The following is a 17,832-nucleotide window of genomic DNA, read 5'->3' as shown; positions in this document are numbered from 1 at the left end:
TTTATGGAAACATTGTACGCAGATATTATCATCAATATTTCGCATGAGGCACTGGATCGGGTATTTCAATATCGAGTGCCTTTTTCCTTATGTGATCAGATCCGGGTCGGGCAGTCCGTTCGGGTGCCGTTTGGAGCAGGAAACCGGGAACAGAAGGGATATGTTGTCAGGCTTTCGGATAGGGCAGATTACGATCCTAAGAAAATAAAGGAAATTTTGTCCATAGAAAAAGACGGTGTGGACGCAGAATCCAGGATGATCAAGCTCGCCTACTGGATTCGGGAAAACTATGGGTCTACCATGATCCAGGCACTGAAGACCGTGCTTCCCGTGCAGGATAAAATGAAACAAAAAGAAAAAAAGTCTGTCAGGCTCTTACTGCCAAAAGATCAGGCTCCCGGTCTGCTGGATGAATATTTAGGCAGGCATTACGCTGCAAAAGCCAGGCTGCTGGCTGCTCTTATGGATGAGCAGACGGTTTCCTGGGAGCGTGTGACGAAATGCCTGAAGATTCCGAGGACAACGGTTGCAGGTATGGAACAAGACGGTATAATCCGCGTCGAAACAGAAAAGTTTTACCGGAATCCCGGCCCCAGCGGGATGGAGGCGGAAGATGCCCTGCCCCTGAATGAGAGTCAGGAGAAGCTGATACAGGAATTCAAAGCAGATTACGCAGCAGGGGAGAGGAGAACGTATCTTCTCCACGGGATTACCGGAAGCGGGAAGACAGAAGTCTATCTGGCGGCAATCGAGGAAGTTGTCAGAAAAGGGAAACAGGCTATCGTGCTGATCCCGGAGATCGCTCTTACGTACCAGACGGTCTGCCGTTTTACGAAGCGGTTCGGAGACAGGGTGTCCATCCTTAATTCCAGACTCTCCAAAGGAGAAAAATACGATCAGTGGCTCCGGGCAAAGAATGGGGATGCCGATATTATCATCGGTCCCAGATCTGCACTGTTTGTGCCGTTTCCAAATCTTGGGCTGATCATCATTGACGAAGAACATGAGGGCAGTTATAAAAGTGAGCAGACGCCCAAATACCACGCAAGAGAAGTGGCTCTGGAAAAAGCGGACATGGAGGGCGCGGCGGTGATTTTAGGGTCCGCAACGCCGTCTCTTGAGAGCTATCAGAAGGCACTTGACGGGGAATACAGGCTCTGGACGCTGAAAGACCGGGCAAAAGAAGCGATCCTGCCCGATGTGTATATAGAAGATTTAAGGGAAGAATTAAAGCAGGGGAACCGCAGTATGTTCAGCAGAAGGCTCTATGAACTGATCGGAGACCGGCTTCGGAAAAAAGAGCAGATCATGCTTTTTTTGAATCGGAGAGGATATGCCGGGTTTGTCTCATGCAGAAGCTGCGGCACTGTGATGCAGTGTCCCCACTGCGATGTATCGCTTACGTATCACAGGGACGGGAAACTCCGCTGCCATTACTGCGGATATGAAGAAGCGATGCAGGATGTCTGTCCTGAGTGCGGCAGTCCATTTATCGGAACGTTCGGACTCGGCACTCAAAAGGCAGAGGCCGCTATAAGGAAAGAATTTCCGGAAGCAAGAGTGCTCCGGATGGATATGGATACCACAAAAAGAAAGCACAGCCATGAAGAGATTCTAAAGACTTTTTCGGAAGGCCGGGCCGATATTCTTGTGGGCACGCAGATGATTGTCAAAGGACACGATTTTGCAAACGTTACTCTCGTCGGAATCCTGGCAGCGGATTTATCTCTGCATGCCAGTGATTTCCGTGCAGCAGAACGGACATTCCAGCTTTTGACTCAGGCGGCCGGCCGGGCAGGGAGAGGCGATAAAGCCGGAGAGGTTGTCATACAGACCTATTCGCCGGAACATTACTGTATTGTCACAGCGGCAGCCCAGGACTATGAAGAGTTTTACCGCCAGGAGATATCCTACCGGACGATGCTTTGCTATCCTCCGGTTTGGCAGATGCTTACAGTCCTTCTTGCCGGGCCTTCGGAAGAGGAATGCAAAAAGACGGCACAGCGCATGGCCAGGGTGATTCAGAATTCGGGCATCCGCGTCATCGGACCCGGCGAGGCCTCTCTGGCAAAAGTCAATGATATTTACCGGCAGGTGCTGTACGTAAAAAAGAAAGATTACAAGGAACTTATGAAGGTGAAAGACCGGCTGGAACTGTGGATCGACCGGCAGGAATTGCCCAAAGACATTCATATCACATTCGATTTTAATCCTATGAGCAGTTATTAACAAAGAATATTTGAGAAGGAGAAGTATTCATGGCAATCAGAAACATCAGAAAAATGGGGGATGAAGTCCTCAGAAAACCATCAAAAGAGATTAAAGAAATGACATCCAGAATCATGCTGCTGATCGATGACATGTTTGAGACAATGTATGAAGCATACGGCGTGGGACTGGCCGCTCCTCAGGTGGGAATCCTGAAACGGCTGGTGGTCATCGACACATATGAAGGCCAGCCGCTGGTCCTGATCAATCCTAAGATCGTGGAAAAAGACGGCGAACAGATCGGAGACGAGGGATGTCTGAGCCTTCCGGGGAAGGTTGCAGTCGTAAAGCGTCCGAACCATGTGGTATGTGAAGCGCTGGACCGGGATATGAACCCGATCAGAGTGGAAGGAGAAGGACTTCTTGCGAGGGCGATCTGCCATGAACTTGACCATTTGGACGGAATCCTTTATCCGGATGTGGCGGAAGAACCGGTGAGAGATGTGGAAGAGGAAGAGTAAGGAGGATACGATGAACGTAGTATTTATGGGAACGCCGGAATTTGCGGTGCCTACGCTGGAGAAGCTGATACAATTTCATCATGTGGCTGCGGCAGTTACGCAGCCCGATAAGCAGAAGGGAAGGGGAAAGAAACTTTCTTTTCCGCCGGTGAAAGAGGCTGCATTGAAACATGGAATCCCTGTCCTTCAGCCGGCAAAAGCCAGAGATGAGAAATTTATAGAAGACCTTGAACATCTGGCTCCGGATGTCATCGTAGTTGTCGCATACGGACAGATTTTGCCGGAGCGGATACTGAATATCCCCAAATACGGATGTATCAATGTCCATGGGTCACTTCTTCCGAAATACCGCGGAGCGGGACCGATCCAGTGGGCCGTCTTAAACGGTGAAAGGGAAACGGGAATTACGACCATGTATATGGAAAAGGGTTTAGATACGGGGGATATGATAGATAAAGCAGTCATTCCGCTGGATAAGAAAGAAACATCCGGAACCCTTCATGACAAGCTAATGGCGCTGGGCGCAGACTTATTGCTGGAGACATTAGAGAAATTAAAAGATGGGACGGCGGTAAGGATCAAACAAAATGACAATGAGAGTTCCTATGCCCCGATGCTGAGCAAAGAGATGGGGAAGATAGAGTTCACGAAAAATGCCGCTGAGATTGAACAGTGGGTGCGCGGACTGAACCCATGGCCGAGTGCTTATACGGAGCTTGGAGGGAAAACACTGAAAATATGGGATGCGGACGTCGTTTCCTATGACGGAGGAGAGAGACCCGGAACCATTATTGAAGTGACTAAAAAACAGATGATTGTGGCCTGCGGTCAGGAAGCATTAGCACTCAATGAAATCCAGCTTTCCGGGAAAAAGCGGATGTCAGTCCAGGCATTCTTGGCAGGCTCCAAGGTAGATGCCGGAACGGTATTAGGAGAATAATATGCAGAATCCAAGAGAATCGGCTTTAGATGTTCTGATGAAAATAGACAGAAAAGAGGAACTGTCCCATATTGCCATCGGAGAGACACTGGAAAAGTATCAGTTCAGTGAAAAGAAGGACCGGGCTTTTTTTACAAGGCTATGCCAGGGAACTCTGGAGCGCCGCCTGACCATTGATTATGTGATTGATCTGTATTCCAAGACGAAGGTAAGGAAAATGAAGCCGCTGGTGCGTTCACTGCTCCGCATGGGTGCCTGCCAGATTCTGTTCATGGATCACATCCCTGACTCCGCGGCATGCAATGAATGTGTGAAGCTGGCCAAAAAGCGGGGCTTTTCAAAATTATCCGGCTTTGTAAACGGTGTTTTGAGAACAATTTCCAGACAGAAACAAGATATCCCGTTTCCAGACAGGGATAAGGATTTTGTAAAGTATCTGTCCGTTGCCTGTTCCATGCCGGAATGGATCATCCGTCATTTTCTGCGTTCTTATACAGAGGAAGAAACAGAAACGATCGTGAGTTCTTTCCTGGAGCCAAAAAAGACAACGGTTTCATGGATGGAAAGCAACGGCTCCAGAGAAGAACTGATCACTTCCCTGAAAAAAGATGGTGTGGAGGTGGAAGACGGAAGACTGCTTCCGGAGGCAATTCGTATTTCTAACTATGATTTTCTAAAGCGTATTTCGGCATTCAGAGAAGGCCGTTTTATCGTGCAGGATGAAAGTTCCATGCTGGCCGGAAAGGTCGCAGATCCAAAAGAGGGACAGAAGATCCTTGATATTTGCAGCGCTCCGGGAGGCAAAGCACTGTATGCGGCAGACAAACTCCACGGAACGGGGCAGGTTCTGGCCCGGGATCTGACGGATTACAAAGAAGAACTGCTGAAAGAAAACATCGAACGTGTGGGATTTGAAAATATCCGTACTCAGATCTGGGATGCCAGAATTCCGGATGAACGTCTGGCAGAGTCTATGGACGCTGTACTGTGTGATGTCCCGTGTTCCGGACTTGGGATTATGGGAAAAAAGCAGGACATTAAGTACAATCTGGAAGAATCCGTTTTGGAAGACATTGTGAAACTGCAGAGAGAAATATTAAAAACAGCCCTATCCTATGTGAAGCCGGGAGGAAGCCTGCTTTTTTCTACATGTACGATCAACCCGAAAGAAAATGAAGAAAATTTCAGGTGGATTGCGGGACAGAACGGATTTGAGCCGGTAGACCTGACGCCTTTTCTCCCCAAAACCCTTGACATTAAGACGGCCGGAGAGGGGTATATCCAGCTGCTGCCGGGAATTCATCCGTGCGACGGATTCTTTATCGGAAAACTTAGGAGAACAAAATGAGAGATCTTAAATCAATGACACTGGAAGAACTGGAATTTGCGGTGGAAGAACTGGGAGAAAAAAAGTTCCGTGCAAAACAAATATTTGAGTGGTTCCATAAGAGGCTGGCATCCTCTCTTGATGAGATGAACAATCTGCCGAAAAATCTGAAAGAAAAACTTCAAAAGGAATATGAAGTAGCGGAACTGAAAGAAGTGGAAACCTATGTATCCAAGATTGACGGTACAAGAAAGTATTTATTTCAGCTGAATGATGGGAATATTATAGAAAGTGTCCTGATGAAATACAAGCACGGCAATTCGGTGTGCATTTCGTCACAGGCCGGGTGCAGGATGGGATGCAGATTTTGTGCGTCTACCCTCGGGGGACTGGACCGCAGCCTGCTCCCTTCAGAAATGCTTGGACAGATTTATTATATCCAAAAAGATACCGGGGAACGGGTGTCCCATGTGGTCGTTATGGGAACCGGGGAACCTTTGGATAACTATGAGAATCTTTTAAAATTTATCAGACTTTTGACCGACGAGAAAGGACTGAATTTAAGTCAGAGGAACCTGACGGTGTCTACCTGCGGACTGGTGCCGAGGATACGGGAATTGGCGGATGAAAAGCTTCAGATGACGCTTGCGATCTCACTTCATGCCTCCAATGACGAAATGAGGAAATCCCTGATGCCGGTGGCAAATCAGTATTCTATGGAAGAACTGCTCTCTGCCTGTAAATATTACTTTGACCGGACGGGACGGAGGATCACGTTTGAATTCAGTCTTGTGGCAGGAGTGAATGACAGCTCCCGGAATGCCAGGGAACTTTGCCGCTTTTTAGGCGGATTTCCATGCCATGTCAATCTGATCCCAGTCAATCCTATCAAGGAGAGAGACTTCCGGCAGTCTATGCCGGAGTTTGTGAACGACTTCAAAAACATACTTGAAAAAAATCGTGTAAATGTTACCATAAGAAGAGAAATGGGCAGAGATATCAATGCTGCCTGTGGACAATTAAGAAGAAAGAAGCTGGATTCTGTGGAAAAACAGGAAATTCGCACAAAAAAGGAGAACTAAGATGCAATCCGTTGGAACTTCTCACAGAGGAAAGGTACGGTCTGAAAATCAGGACACCATCTTTTACTCTGATGAACCCGTAGGACAATTAGATAATTTATATATCGTTGCGGACGGCATGGGAGGCCACAGGGCAGGAGGTTTTGCGTCCTCTTTTGCGGTCAGTCGTTTTGTGGAATTTATACGAGAGATTGAGAATTCAGATCCTATTGAGATCATGAAGGAAGCACTGCAGAAAGTGAGCAGTGAGATATTGCTGAAGTGCGAGGAAGAAGAATACGCGGGCATGGGAACAACTATGGTAGCGGCCACTGTGACAGAAGAGAGTATTTTTGTGATGAACATTGGAGACAGCCGTCTGTATTTTGCAGATCAGGATCTTGTCCAGGTGACCACAGACCATTCTTTTGTAGAAGAATTGGTGAAGGCCGGAGAGATTGAGCGCAGACATATGAGGCAGCATCCAAAAAGAAATCTGATCACGAGAGCGATCGGCGCAGGTATTGAATCTGTTCCCGATTTTTTTGAGCTGCCGAAGAAAGACGGATATTTACTTTTGTGCAGTGACGGATTGACGAGCATGATTGCGGATGATGAAATCAAAGAACTCCTGTTGGATCACAGTCAATTGGAAAATAAGGCAGGCCAGTTGGTGAACAGGGCTAACGAATATGGCGGCAAGGACAATATATCCCTGGTGATCGTTGCGCTGGGGGAGCGAGGTGAGATCACATGTTAGAAACAGGAACCATTTTAGGAGGACGCTACGAAATCCTGAAAAAGATTGGTACTGGCGGGATGGCTGACGTATACATGGCAAAGTGCCATAAACTGAACCGGAACGTTGCTATCAAAGTGTTGAAAAATGAATATGTAGATAATGAGAAGTTTTTAAAAAAGTTTCAGGTGGAAGCAGAGGCGGTCGCAAGACTGGCCCACCCCAATATTGTGAACGTATATGATGTAGGCCAGGAAGACAGTGTCAATTACATTGTCATGGAATTGGCAGAAGGCATTACCCTGAAGGAATATATTATGAAAAAGGGGCATCTTTCCGCAAAAGAGACCGTAGAATTGTCTCTTCAGATAGCTTCAGCGATCGGGCATGCCCATGGGCATCACACGATCCACAGGGATATTAAGCCCCAGAATATTCTGGTCTCAGATTCCGGTCAGGTAAAAGTCACGGATTTTGGAATAGCAAAGGCGGCCAATTCCAATACGGTCACATCCACGGCCATAGGATCGGTCCATTACATTTCTCCGGAACAGGCCAAAGGAAAGTACTGCGATGAGAAGAGTGATATTTATTCTCTGGGGATTACAATGTATGAGATGGTCACAGGCCAGGTCCCTTTTGACCACGAAAATGGGGTTACCATTGCTCTGATGCATCTCCAGAATGAAATTACGCCACCGGGAGAACTGATCGGAGATATTCCGGAAAGCCTGGAAAAGATCATTCTCAAATGTACCATGAAAAAACCGGAAGACCGGTATCAGTCTGTGAACGAACTGATAGAGGATTTAAAGTTGGTTTTCGAAGACACGAAAGGAAGCTATGTAGGCATGGCGCCCTTTGTGGACGATTCGCCGACTCAGATGCTTCACACAAAAGAGTTTGTAAAACCGGAGGAGACGGAAGAAGAACCGGAAGAGGAATCCGGATTTGTGGATGACGACGATGAGGAAGAGCCGCGGGGCATGAATTCCAAGATTGAAAAGCTGGTTGTCGTCCTGGCCGCTGTGGTGGGAGCCATTATTCTCATATCCATCATTGTACTGGTCATTAACAGTTCAGGGCTGTTCCGCTCAGGGGATAATGCCGGCACAGAGAAACTTACGACTACGGAAGAAAGCACCACGGAAAAGCTTGAGAAGGTACCGGTTGAAAACTATGTGGGAATGACTTACGATGCGGCGTTGGCATCCATCGATGAAGATCTGAAAGTGGAGCGCAAAACAGAGGCTTCATCTTCTTATGAGGCGGGATATATCATCCGCCAGAGTCTGGAGTCAGACCAGGAAGTGGAAAAGGGAACGACCATTGTATTGACTGTCAGTACCGGCGAGAGCAAAATTGAGGTGCCGGATATCCGCGGGTACAGCCAGAAGTCTGCCACGAAGATCCTTTCAGACCAGGGATTCAAAGTTTCTGTGTCCACCAAATTCAGTTCCAGTGTCAAGGAAGGTGATGTGATTTCTCAGTCTCCGGGAGCGGGGAATAAAATTTCCAGAGGCTCCAAGGTGACGATCACGGTCAGCAAAGGTGAGAACAAGGTCACAGTGCCGGAAATCGTATTTAAGACCGCAGATGATGCGAGAGAAGAGTTAAGCAGAGAAGGACTAAAGCTGATCATTTCTTCCCAGAAGTACGACAGCAGGGTGCCGGAGGGATGTATTATCAGTCAGTCACCGAAAGCCGGGAAAAAAGTTACAAAAGGGACAGGAATCGGCGTGGTCGTAAGCCTGGGAAAGCAGCCGACAACAGAATACACCATAGATAATACAGAGGAGTAAGATCAGTTCATGCAGGGAAGAATTATCAAAGGAATCGCAGGGTTTTATTATGTTGACACGGGCAGCAGTTTATATGAGTGCAAAGCAAAAGGCATCTTCAGAAACCGGAAAATGAAGCCGCTCGTGGGAGACATGGCAGAGATCGAAGTCCTGGATGAAGAAAAAAAGCTGGGAAATCTGACAGAGATACTTCCAAGGATGAACGAATTAATCCGCCCGGCTGTCTCAAACATCGATCAGGCGCTGGTTATTTTTGCAGCCAAGAATCCAAAACCAAATTATAATCTGCTGGACCGGTTTTTGCTTATGATGGAGAAGCAGAGAGTCCCTGCGGTGGTCTGTTTTAATAAGACGGATCTGGCCAGAGAAAAGGAATTGTCTGTTCTCATGGACGTATATAAAGACTGCGGCCACCGGGTGATCTTTACCAGTGTCTCCGACGAGACGGGACTTTCGGAGATCAGGGAGGCCGTAGAGCACAAGACAACCGTGCTTGCAGGCCCTTCCGGTGTAGGGAAATCTTCTATGATGAATCTTTTGTATCCGGATGCGAACATGGAAACCGGAGCGGTAAGTGAAAAGATTCAGAGAGGAAAGCATACGACCAGACATTCGGAGCTGATCCGGGTGGGAGAAGACACTTTCGTCATGGACACGCCGGGCTTCAGTTCTCTGTTTGTGGATATGTTCGAGGAAGACGAGATTAAATATTATTTTAAAGAATTTGAACCCTATGAGGGACAATGCCGGTTCCAGGGTTGCAGCCATACTCATGAACCTGGCTGCGGTGTCAAACAGGCACTGGCGGATGGAAGGATCAGCGAGACTCGCTATGACAACTATGTACTCATCTACAATGAATTAAAAGAAAAGAGAAAATGGTAATGCATATCTTAATTTTAACAGGCGGAGAATTGGACAGGGTCTTCGCCCGTTCTTATATTCAAACGCAGAAATTTGATAAAATTATTGCTGCGGACAAAGGACTTTTATACGCAGAACAGATCAAAATCCGCCCGGATTTCATATTGGGTGATTTTGACAGCTGTCCGGAAGAAACGGTAAAACGATTTAAACAAGAAGATATTATGATTCTTCCCAGAGAAAAAGACGATACGGACACGGGGATCGCTGTGGAACAGGCAGTCCGCATGGGGGCTGCAAAGGTGACGATTCTTGGGAGCACGGGCACCAGATTAGACCATGTGCTCGGGAATATGGGACAGCTTGTATATGCACTAAAACATGGAGTGGAGGCATATATAGTGGATTCACATAACCGCATCCGGGCAGTGGACCGTCCTCTCAGCATAAATAAAAAAGAACAGTTTGGGAACTATATCTCCCTCATTCCGGTGGGCACGGTGACAGGAGTGACGCTTCACGGATTCTATTACCCGCTGAATGACGATACGCTTGTATTCCATGAGACATGGGGGATCAGCAATGAACTGGCAGAGGAAACGGGAAAGATTGAGATGAAAACCGGGACTTTGCTCGTGATAGAAAGCAAAGACTAGAGGGTGCGGGGCGGCGCTGCTTTTGGAACGGTTTCTGGTAGGACCCGGCACAGGTAAAATCTATACGAAAACAGAGTCATTTGCACTTCTTTTAGTCTTTGTTTATATGTTTGTAATGATGTTTCAGGCCAAGGGAATCATGACGCTTTCTTTTTTGGGAAATGATCAGAGATCACTTTGGATCCTTGCACCGGCGCTGGCACTATTATGGTTTACGAAGACCATTGCCCCGGAGATCGAGCAGAAAGATAAAGAACGCATCGAAAAAAGGAAGAAAAAGTTTAAGAACCGGGCTAGATAGCGGGATATTTTTATAGGCCGGAGGGAATGAATATGAAATATGACAAATGTACGATCTGCAATGAAAAATTAAGGAATGGCGTTTGTCCTATGTGCGGCTATGATTTTAAAAGGCTGGAGAGAGGGCAAAGGACGGGAAACTGCTCGGACTACGGGACAAGGCCAAATATAGAGCCAAAGAGTTCTATGACAAAACAGCATAAGAGGGTGTACAGGCAGTTCCGGACAGAGGAAAAAGGCAGAGTAGGAAAATTTATCAGGCTAGTACTGAGTCTTGTGGTTATTTTTGTTGTGTTTTTGGATGCAGTAGGTGAGGTTGATATCGGAACCCTGATTAAAAATGCTCAGATTTATATGAGTGAAGACGGAAAGAAAAAGTGGACAAAAACTATGCCGGATTTTACATATGAAAACGCGGACTATGCTTTAGAGAAGACCGGAAAAAGTTTTTCTGTGAGACTTTCTTCCGGCAGATATATCGTAGGATTGGATCTTCCGGAAGGAAATTACACAATGACTGGAGAAGGGGATGATTTAACTTTTTCAGCAAACAATGATGCACAGTATGTCAATATTAATGAGCAGTTTACAGACAAGGAAGTATTGGAAGCTAATCGGTACACCGAAGTAAAGAATATCCGTCTTTATCAGGGTTCTTTAGTAGAAGTTTCAGGAAAAGGGAGTATATACTGCAAAACATCGGATGCTAATCTAAAGAAAATGGAGAAACCCGGAGAAAATACTCTGAGTGAAGAAGTGAAAGTTTTCAGCGTACTTACAGCAGGAAAAGAATTTCCGGCCGGGACGTATGATGTAGTTGCGGTCGAAGGCAATGGCAGCTTTGAATTTACTTTTGAACAAGATAAGGATGATGAATATGGGACAAATAGTATTTGGCTCTCAGAAGATTCACAAGGGGAAAATCCGAATAAATATGTGAATTTAGAACTCACAGAAGGTACAAAAATAGAAGTTTTATCAGAAGAATACTTAGATGTTAAACTTGTACCGAGCAAACGTGTCAGACCTGAAAATATGCATGTTTATGATTCATCAATGGGGCTTGATTCATAAAAATAACTGTGTTATGATTAAACATCATAGAAGAAAGGCAATGAAAAAGACTCAAGGCAAAAGGAACCTCACAGGGAGGAAAGCCCACAGACTGAAAGCTTTCCAGGGACACCTTGCGGCGGGAACACTTTGGAGCCGGGCGGCTGAAAGGCAGGATGCATGTTAGGCAGTCACGTGGTACGCGTTAAGTACAGAAATGAGAAGAGATCAGACAATTTGTCCTGATATCAATACGGGTGGTACCGTGGGAAGATATTCCCGCCCCGAAGCATAGAATATTTGCTTTGGAGCGGGTTTTTTATTTCTTAATGAAATCAAAAAATGCTCCGCGAGGATACACACAAATGCGTAAGGAGAACCAATCATTTAAGGAGGAATTAGAATGGCAAATCACATCAGTGATGAAACGATCGAATACGTCGGTATTCTGGCAAAGCTTGAGCTGTCCGGCGAAGAAAAAGAACAGGCGAAGAAAGACATGGAGAGCATGCTGGACTATGTAGACAAGCTGAATGAACTGGATACGGACGGTGTTGAACCTATGTCTCATGTGTTTCCGGTAAACAATGTATTCAGAGAAGATATCGTCACAAATGGAGACGACAGAGAAGAGATTCTCGCCAACGCACCGGAGAGAAAAGACGGTGCCTTTGTGGTGCCAAAGACCGTAGAATAGGAGGAAGCCATGGGAATTTTAGATTTGACAGCCCTTGAACTGGGCAGAAAAATAAAAGCAAAAGAGATCAGCGCAGTGGAAGCGGTACAGGCTGTGCTGGAACAGACTAAGAAAGCAGAGCCGGCGGTGCATGCCTATGTATCATATGATGAAGAGAGTGCATTAAAGAGAGCAGAAGAGGTGCAGAAAAAAATTGATGACGGCACGCTGACTGGTCCGCTGGCCGGTGTTCCAGTGGCTGTGAAAGATAATATTTGTACAAAAGGATACAAAACTACGTGCAGTTCCAGGATTCTCGAAAATTTTGTTCCGACCTACGCCGCTCAGGCGGTGGAAAATCTTATCGCTGCCGGTGTGGTCATCATAGGGAAAACAAACATGGATGAGTTTGCCATGGGAAGCACGACTGAAACTTCGGCGTTCGGACCGACAAAAAATCCATGGAATCAGGAACATGTGCCGGGAGGATCTTCCGGCGGCTCGGCGGCAGCAGTGGCGGCAGGAGAGTGCTTCATGGCACTCGGCTCAGATACCGGAGGATCGATTCGCCAGCCGTCATCTTTCTGCGGGATCACCGGAATGAAACCGACCTACGGCACAATTTCAAGATACGGATTGATTGCTTACGGTTCTTCCCTGGACCAGATCGGGCCCATGGCTAAAGACGTATCAGACTGTGCGGCTCTTTTAGAGGCTTCTGCATCCTATGACAAGAAAGATTCCACATCCATTGAGAGGGATGAGTATGATTTTACTTCCGCCCTGGTTGATGATGTTAAAGGAATGAAGATCGGAATCCCGAAAGACTATTTTGGAGAAGGACTGGACCCTGAAGTCAGAGAAGCTGTCATGGCGGCTGCCCGGACATTGGAGAAAAAGGGAGCAGTTGTTGAGGAGTTTGATCTGGGACTTGTGGATTATGCGATTCCTGCATATTATGTCATTGCGTCGGCGGAAGCCAGCTCAAACCTGTCACGGTTTGACGGGATTAAATACGGATACCGCGCCAAGGGAGCAGAAGGACTCCACGACATGTATAAAAAGACACGCTCCGGGGGATTCGGGCCGGAAGTCAAGAGAAGGATCATGCTTGGATCGTTTGTTTTAAGTTCCGGTTACTATGACGCGTATTATCTGAAAGCACTGAGGACAAAAGCACTGATCAAACAGGAATTTGACAAGGCATTTGCTTCCTATGACCTGATCCTCGGGCCGGCGGCGCCGACCACTGCACCGAAGCTTGGTGAGAGCTTAAGCGACCCGATCAAAATGTACCTCGGAGATATTTATACGATTTCGGCAAACCTGGCAGGACTGCCCGGAATCAGTGTGCCGTGCGGAAAAGACAGCAAAGGGCTGCCGATCGGCCTGCAGCTTTTGGGAGACTGTTTCCAGGAAAAGAAACTGATCCGGGCTGCCTATGCATTTGAACAGACGAGAACTTATGAAGCACCGGAGATTGTAAAGGGAGGTGTTCAGTAATGAGTAAACAATATGAGACTGTCATCGGGCTGGAAGTCCATGTGGAATTGGCAACTAACACGAAGATTTTCTGCGGATGCAGCACAGAGTTCGGGGGAGCGCCGAATACACATACCTGTCCGGTGTGCACGGGAATGCCGGGTTCCCTTCCGGTATTAAATAAACAGGTAGTTGAGTATGCCGTGGCTGTGGGACTTGCCACCAACTGCAGCATTACACAGAACTGCAAGTTTGACAGGAAGAATTATTTCTATCCCGACAACCCGCAGAATTATCAGATTTCCCAGCTGTATCTTCCGATCTGCAGAGACGGACATGTGGAAATCGAGACTGACGGAGGGACAAAGTCCGTCGGGATTCACGAGATCCATATGGAAGAGGATGCGGGAAAGTTGATCCATGACGAATGGGAAGACTGTTCCCTTGTGGATTACAACCGGTCCGGCGTGCCGCTGATCGAGATCGTCTCAGAGCCGGATATGCGCTCCGCAGATGAAGTCGTGGCTTATCTGGAAAAGCTTAGACTGATCATCCAGTATCTCGGGGCTTCCGACTGCAAACTTCAGGAAGGCTCTATGAGAGCCGATGTCAACCTTTCCGTCAGAGAAGCGGGAGCCGAAGAGTTCGGAACAAGGACAGAGATGAAGAACCTGAACTCTTTTAAGGCTATCAGGCGCGCCATTGAGGGAGAGACAGACCGCCAGATCGCTTTGCTGGAAGAGGGCAGAGAGGTGACGCAGGAGACGAGACGGTGGGACGACACAAAAGAAAAATCTTATCCGATGCGCTCCAAAGAGGACGCACAGGATTACCGCTACTTCCCGGACCCGGATCTTGTGCCGGTGATCATCAGCGATGAGTGGATAGAGCAGATCAGGGATGCACAGCCGGAACTGCGGGACGAAAAACGGAGACGTTATAAAGAAACTTACGGCCTGCCGGACTATGATATCGATATCATAACGGGAAGCAAACATCTGGCGAATATCTTCGAGGCAACCATCGATCACGGAGCCGAGGCGAAAGAAGTATCTAACTGGCTGATGGGAGAGACGATGCGTCTGGTCAATGATTCGGAAATGGATCTTACAGATATTTCCTTTGCACCGGAACATCTCGCGGCTCTGATCGGCATGGTGAAGAAGAATGAGATCAACCGTAAGGTAGCCAAGGAAGTCTTTGAGAAGATATTCAAAGAAGATGTGGACCCGAAAGCCTACGTAGAAGAACACGGATTGAAATCAATGAATGACGAGGGAGCGCTTAAAGAGACCATCACGCAGATTGTCAGCGGCAATCCGAAATCGGTGGAGGACTACAAGGCAGGGAAGAAAAAAGCCATGGGATTCCTGGTTGGACAGACCATGAAGGCGACCCAGGGGAAAGCAGATCCCGGAGTAGTCAATAAGATCCTGAAAGAAATATTAGAAAGTTTATAAAAAAGAACAGAAGCTTTGGTATGATTGTCACCCAAAGCTTCTTTTTGTGTAAAAACACAAAATGTTAAGAAATTATTCACAAATTGGTTGGGAATTCTGAAAGAGAAATCCGGTATGATATTGTCAAAAGATAAAATACAACGGAAAAACAAATCAGAAGGAGCGTTATCATGAAGGATTTTTACAGATCGATGTTTCTGCTTTCCCTTGGGATTACCCTGATTTTGATCGTGCAGGTGCTTATGATGTAGGATACCGCTTGAAATGGGAATTAAAAGAAAGTACAATAGTATTGGTTAAGTAAACGAGCACGATCAATAAGGAGAAGAGCCATACTATGAAGAAATATAAAGGAGCGGTATTTTTTGACTATGACGGAACATTAGTTGATGAAGTGGACCATATCAAGACAGTTATGCCGAAGACCCTGGAGGCTATTAAGAGACTGCAGGACAACGGATATGCAGCCCTGCTGTGTTCAGGGCGGACCAAACGATTTCTGGAGGCGGATATCGAGCATTTTGACGGAGCCGTCACCTGCAATGGAAGCTATGCGGAAGTGGACGGGGAAGTGCTCAGGGATATTTATATTGAGGAAGATCTGCTGCATGAAGTCATAGACAAGTATTTTATAAGAGATACGATCATCCAGATGGATACCCAGGACGTGACATACTATTTACATAACGACGAGGAATTCTTTAAGTATTTCTGCCGTCTGTTCAGTCTTCCGATGGAGTGGTATGCCCCGTGGAAGTACTGGGAAAAACAGCATATATCAAAGCTTACGATGAACTATAAAGCGCCTGATGTATTTGAAGATTTTAAAAGAGAATATGCAGACACATTCGAGTGTGCCAAACATGTCCGTGAGAATTTCTTTGACATTACGCTCAAAGGTGTCACGAAAGGAGACGCGGTTGTCCAGGTAGCAAATGATCTTGGGATTTCTAAAGAGAATCTCTATGCATTCGGTGATTCGGACAACGACGTAGAGATGCTTAAAAATGTCGGGATCGGTATCGGCATGGGACGGTGCAGTGACGCAGTGAAGGAGTCTGCGGATATGTTCACCCAGACGACAAAAGAAAACGGAATCTATAATGCGCTGAACGAATTAGAATTGATATAAAGGTGGAAGCAGATGAAGAAAATTGTCGATGACGACCGTCTGATATATAAATGCTGCAATTTATACTATATGAAAAATAAGACCCAGGTGGAGATCTGCAACACCCTGGGACTTTCCAGGGCCACTGTATCCAGGATGCTGGCTCTCGGGAGGGAACAGGGAATTGTGAAGATCGAGGTCATAAACCCTATCAGCTACGATTACGGGGAATTAGAGCAGAAGCTGGAACAGAGGTTTGGTCTGAAAGAGGCCATCATTGTGGAGAGCGAGCCGCTTGACACAAAAGAGGAGCAGATGGATATGCTTTCAGAGGCGGCCTTTGACTACCTGAGCCATATCCTGAAAAATGATGACTATGTGGGAGTCACGATGGGGAGGACGCTGTCCCACATTGCCCATGTGGATAAATTTTATAACAAAGGCAATAAGCTTTTGTTTGTGCCCCTGTACGGAGGGATATCCCAGAAAAGGACGGAAAAGAGGGATGTACAGTCCAACCGGATTGCAGTGGAATTTGCGGAAAAGTTCGGAGGTGATTATGTCCAGTTCCTGTCACCCGGTATTTTTTCCAGCAAAGAGGTGAAAGACATTTTCCTTCAGGAGGATACGGTAAACTACATCTATGAATATTTTTCAAAACTCAGGGTCGTGGTCATGGGGATCGGAATCCCGGAGGCCGGAGGAACAGCTCTTGTTGCAGAAGGATATTTAACGGAGAATGAATTAAAGAATTTTGTTGAGATGGGGGCAGTCGGAGACGCGTCGCTGTATTTTTACAATATCGAGGGAAATACGAAACCGTTTGATTCTTTCAATCAACGTGTGGCAGGCATATCACAGGAGCAGCTGAAAAATATTGAAATAAGGATCGGGGTTGCAGGGGGAATCGAGAAATCAAAATCTGTCGTCGGAGCCGTGCGTTCCAAAAATATTAATGTTCTGATTACAGACTCAGAATGTGCAAGACAGATGCTGAAAGAAGTTTGAGTTTCATAATATCATCATAAGTTCATAAAGGACATAGAAAGGGACCTTCCGGAATTGCTGAATTCCGGAAGGTCTTTTTTTGTACTGATGTGTATTGAAATGATGTATAAATGTCGAGGTGATTCTAAATACTTATACAATATTTCAATAAAAACTATAGACTATGCAATAATAAAAGGGTTAAAATACATATACAGAAAAAAAAATCAAAGAAAGGAGAGAAAATGTCAAATCATGTGTTGATTCTTTTTGGAGTGTTTCTTGTACTGTTTCTGCTTCAGTCTGCCGGAGGGATTTTTCAGATCAAAGATTATGAGAAAGCCGTGCGGAGAGTAAACCGGGACGGAGCGGTAGGTATCGGACAGAAAAGAGGACGTCTGCTGTCCGGAGGCCATATTGTCATTCTTGCATGCGATGAGGGCGGAAAGATTACCGGCGGAGAAGCTATGGACGGGATTTCATTTCTGGCCAGATTCCATCCGGTGTCTGAGGTTTATCAGGTGCAGATACTGGGAAGGGATTTTCGGGAAGTTCTTTCGGAACTCCGCAGTATGACGAAGAAGAAACAAAAATTCTATAAAGGATACATACAGGCACTGGAAGCATTGGAAATGAGAGTGTAAG

18 protein-coding genes are annotated in these 17,832 nt (G+C 46.5%); all 18 read left to right on the top strand.

Annotation, left to right across the window (positions count from 1 at the left end):
• The first annotated feature begins 3 nt into the window (after positions 1–3).
• The gene (gene priA / locus CI597_RS00520; protein WP_034548972.1) at positions 4–2,229 is read left to right on the top strand and encodes a replication restart helicase PriA; all 2,226 of its coding nucleotides are present in this window, start codon (positions 4–6) and stop codon (positions 2,227–2,229) included.
• A 29-nt stretch (positions 2,230–2,258) separates the two neighbouring features.
• Positions 2,259–2,729 carry a peptide deformylase gene (gene def / locus CI597_RS00515; RefSeq protein WP_024726826.1) on the top strand — a complete coding sequence of 157 codons (471 nt, stop codon included), beginning with the start codon at positions 2,259–2,261 and terminating at the stop codon, positions 2,727–2,729.
• Positions 2,730–2,739: 10 nt separating this feature from the next.
• Positions 2,740–3,669: a methionyl-tRNA formyltransferase gene (fmt, locus tag CI597_RS00510; protein WP_024726827.1), complete on the top strand. Its 930-nt coding sequence runs from the start codon at positions 2,740–2,742 to the stop codon at positions 3,667–3,669.
• 1 nt (position 3,670) lies between these two features.
• Entirely contained in the window at positions 3,671–5,017 is a 1,347-nt protein-coding gene (gene rsmB, locus CI597_RS00505; protein WP_024726828.1) for a 16S rRNA (cytosine(967)-C(5))-methyltransferase RsmB, read from the top strand.
• Positions 5,014–6,078 carry a 23S rRNA (adenine(2503)-C(2))-methyltransferase RlmN gene (gene rlmN, locus CI597_RS00500; protein ID WP_024726829.1) on the top strand — a complete coding sequence of 355 codons (1,065 nt, stop codon included), beginning with the start codon at positions 5,014–5,016 and terminating at the stop codon, positions 6,076–6,078. The genes rsmB and rlmN overlap by 4 nt, the downstream gene beginning before the upstream one ends.
• A gap of 1 nt (position 6,079) precedes the next feature.
• Positions 6,080–6,817 (top strand): Stp1/IreP family PP2C-type Ser/Thr phosphatase, encoded by a 738-nt coding sequence (locus CI597_RS00495; RefSeq protein ID WP_024726830.1) that lies wholly within the window; start codon positions 6,080–6,082, stop codon positions 6,815–6,817.
• Positions 6,811–8,598: a Stk1 family PASTA domain-containing Ser/Thr kinase gene (gene pknB / locus CI597_RS00490; protein WP_024726831.1), complete on the top strand. Its 1,788-nt coding sequence runs from the start codon at positions 6,811–6,813 to the stop codon at positions 8,596–8,598. Before CI597_RS00495 ends, pknB begins: the two co-directional genes overlap by 7 nt.
• 9 nt (positions 8,599–8,607) lie before the next feature.
• The gene (gene rsgA, locus CI597_RS00485) at positions 8,608–9,483 is read left to right on the top strand and encodes a ribosome small subunit-dependent GTPase A (protein WP_024726832.1); all 876 of its coding nucleotides are present in this window, start codon (positions 8,608–8,610) and stop codon (positions 9,481–9,483) included.
• A complete protein-coding gene (locus CI597_RS00480) occupies positions 9,483–10,118 on the top strand; it encodes a thiamine diphosphokinase (protein WP_235824511.1) in 636 nt (211 codons plus the stop codon). Before rsgA ends, CI597_RS00480 begins: the two co-directional genes overlap by 1 nt.
• A 22-nt stretch (positions 10,119–10,140) precedes the next feature.
• Positions 10,141–10,419, top strand: coding sequence for a hypothetical protein (locus CI597_RS00475; RefSeq protein ID WP_024726834.1), 279 nt, complete (start codon positions 10,141–10,143; stop codon positions 10,417–10,419).
• Positions 10,420–10,451: 32 nt separating this feature from the next.
• On the top strand, positions 10,452–11,492 hold the full coding sequence (locus CI597_RS00470) for a hypothetical protein (RefSeq protein WP_024726835.1): 1,041 nt from the start codon (positions 10,452–10,454) through the stop codon (positions 11,490–11,492).
• A 40-nt stretch (positions 11,493–11,532) separates the two neighbouring features.
• Entirely contained in the window at positions 11,533–11,658 is a 126-nt protein-coding gene (locus CI597_RS18900) for a hypothetical protein (RefSeq protein WP_268876096.1), read from the top strand.
• Positions 11,659–11,874: 216 nt separating this feature from the next.
• On the top strand, positions 11,875–12,168 hold the full coding sequence (gatC, locus tag CI597_RS00465) for an Asp-tRNA(Asn)/Glu-tRNA(Gln) amidotransferase subunit GatC (protein ID WP_024726836.1): 294 nt from the start codon (positions 11,875–11,877) through the stop codon (positions 12,166–12,168).
• A 9-nt stretch (positions 12,169–12,177) separates the two neighbouring features.
• Positions 12,178–13,650, top strand: coding sequence for an Asp-tRNA(Asn)/Glu-tRNA(Gln) amidotransferase subunit GatA (gatA, locus tag CI597_RS00460; RefSeq protein ID WP_024726837.1), 1,473 nt, complete (start codon positions 12,178–12,180; stop codon positions 13,648–13,650).
• Positions 13,650–15,089 carry an Asp-tRNA(Asn)/Glu-tRNA(Gln) amidotransferase subunit GatB gene (gene gatB, locus CI597_RS00455; RefSeq protein ID WP_024726838.1) on the top strand — a complete coding sequence of 480 codons (1,440 nt, stop codon included), beginning with the start codon at positions 13,650–13,652 and terminating at the stop codon, positions 15,087–15,089. The genes gatA and gatB overlap by 1 nt, the downstream gene beginning before the upstream one ends.
• Before the next feature lie 337 nt (positions 15,090–15,426).
• Positions 15,427–16,221, top strand: coding sequence for a Cof-type HAD-IIB family hydrolase (locus CI597_RS00450; protein WP_024726839.1), 795 nt, complete (start codon positions 15,427–15,429; stop codon positions 16,219–16,221).
• A gap of 12 nt (positions 16,222–16,233) precedes the next feature.
• Positions 16,234–17,208, top strand: coding sequence for a sugar-binding transcriptional regulator (locus CI597_RS00445; protein ID WP_024726840.1), 975 nt, complete (start codon positions 16,234–16,236; stop codon positions 17,206–17,208).
• A gap of 224 nt (positions 17,209–17,432) precedes the next feature.
• The gene (locus tag CI597_RS00440) at positions 17,433–17,831 is read left to right on the top strand and encodes a transcriptional regulator GutM (protein ID WP_024726841.1); all 399 of its coding nucleotides are present in this window, start codon (positions 17,433–17,435) and stop codon (positions 17,829–17,831) included.
• The last annotated feature ends 1 nt before the right edge of the window (position 17,832 follow it).

It is taken from the genome of Anaerostipes hominis (ex Lee et al. 2021), assembly GCF_002270485.1.
Taxonomy (GTDB): domain Bacteria; phylum Bacillota; class Clostridia; order Lachnospirales; family Lachnospiraceae; genus Anaerostipes; species Anaerostipes hominis.
The sequence above is the reverse complement of the archived record's forward strand: the minus strand, read 5'-3'. Positions and strand labels throughout refer to the sequence as shown.

Bases quoted from the DNA above. Each gene is read 5' to 3' on its own strand.
- priA (WP_034548972.1), top strand. From the start codon at position 4: ATGGAAACATTGTACGCAGATATTATCATCAATATTTCGCATGAGGCA.
- def (WP_024726826.1), top strand. From the start codon at position 2,259: ATGGCAATCAGAAACATCAGAAAAATGGGGGATGAAGTCCTCAGAAAA.
- fmt (WP_024726827.1), top strand. From the start codon at position 2,740: ATGAACGTAGTATTTATGGGAACGCCGGAATTTGCGGTGCCTACGCTG.
- rsmB (WP_024726828.1), top strand. From the start codon at position 3,671: ATGCAGAATCCAAGAGAATCGGCTTTAGATGTTCTGATGAAAATAGAC.
- rlmN (WP_024726829.1), top strand. From the start codon at position 5,014: ATGAGAGATCTTAAATCAATGACACTGGAAGAACTGGAATTTGCGGTG.
- CI597_RS00495 (WP_024726830.1), top strand. From the start codon at position 6,080: ATGCAATCCGTTGGAACTTCTCACAGAGGAAAGGTACGGTCTGAAAAT.
- pknB (WP_024726831.1), top strand. From the start codon at position 6,811: ATGTTAGAAACAGGAACCATTTTAGGAGGACGCTACGAAATCCTGAAA.
- rsgA (WP_024726832.1), top strand. From the start codon at position 8,608: ATGCAGGGAAGAATTATCAAAGGAATCGCAGGGTTTTATTATGTTGAC.
- CI597_RS00480 (WP_235824511.1), top strand. From the start codon at position 9,483: ATGCATATCTTAATTTTAACAGGCGGAGAATTGGACAGGGTCTTCGCC.
- CI597_RS00470 (WP_024726835.1), top strand. From the start codon at position 10,452: ATGAAATATGACAAATGTACGATCTGCAATGAAAAATTAAGGAATGGC.
- CI597_RS18900 (WP_268876096.1), top strand. From the start codon at position 11,533: ATGAAAAAGACTCAAGGCAAAAGGAACCTCACAGGGAGGAAAGCCCAC.
- gatC (WP_024726836.1), top strand. From the start codon at position 11,875: ATGGCAAATCACATCAGTGATGAAACGATCGAATACGTCGGTATTCTG.
- gatA (WP_024726837.1), top strand. From the start codon at position 12,178: ATGGGAATTTTAGATTTGACAGCCCTTGAACTGGGCAGAAAAATAAAA.
- gatB (WP_024726838.1), top strand. From the start codon at position 13,650: ATGAGTAAACAATATGAGACTGTCATCGGGCTGGAAGTCCATGTGGAA.
- CI597_RS00450 (WP_024726839.1), top strand. From the start codon at position 15,427: ATGAAGAAATATAAAGGAGCGGTATTTTTTGACTATGACGGAACATTA.
- CI597_RS00445 (WP_024726840.1), top strand. From the start codon at position 16,234: ATGAAGAAAATTGTCGATGACGACCGTCTGATATATAAATGCTGCAAT.
- CI597_RS00440 (WP_024726841.1), top strand. From the start codon at position 17,433: ATGTCAAATCATGTGTTGATTCTTTTTGGAGTGTTTCTTGTACTGTTT.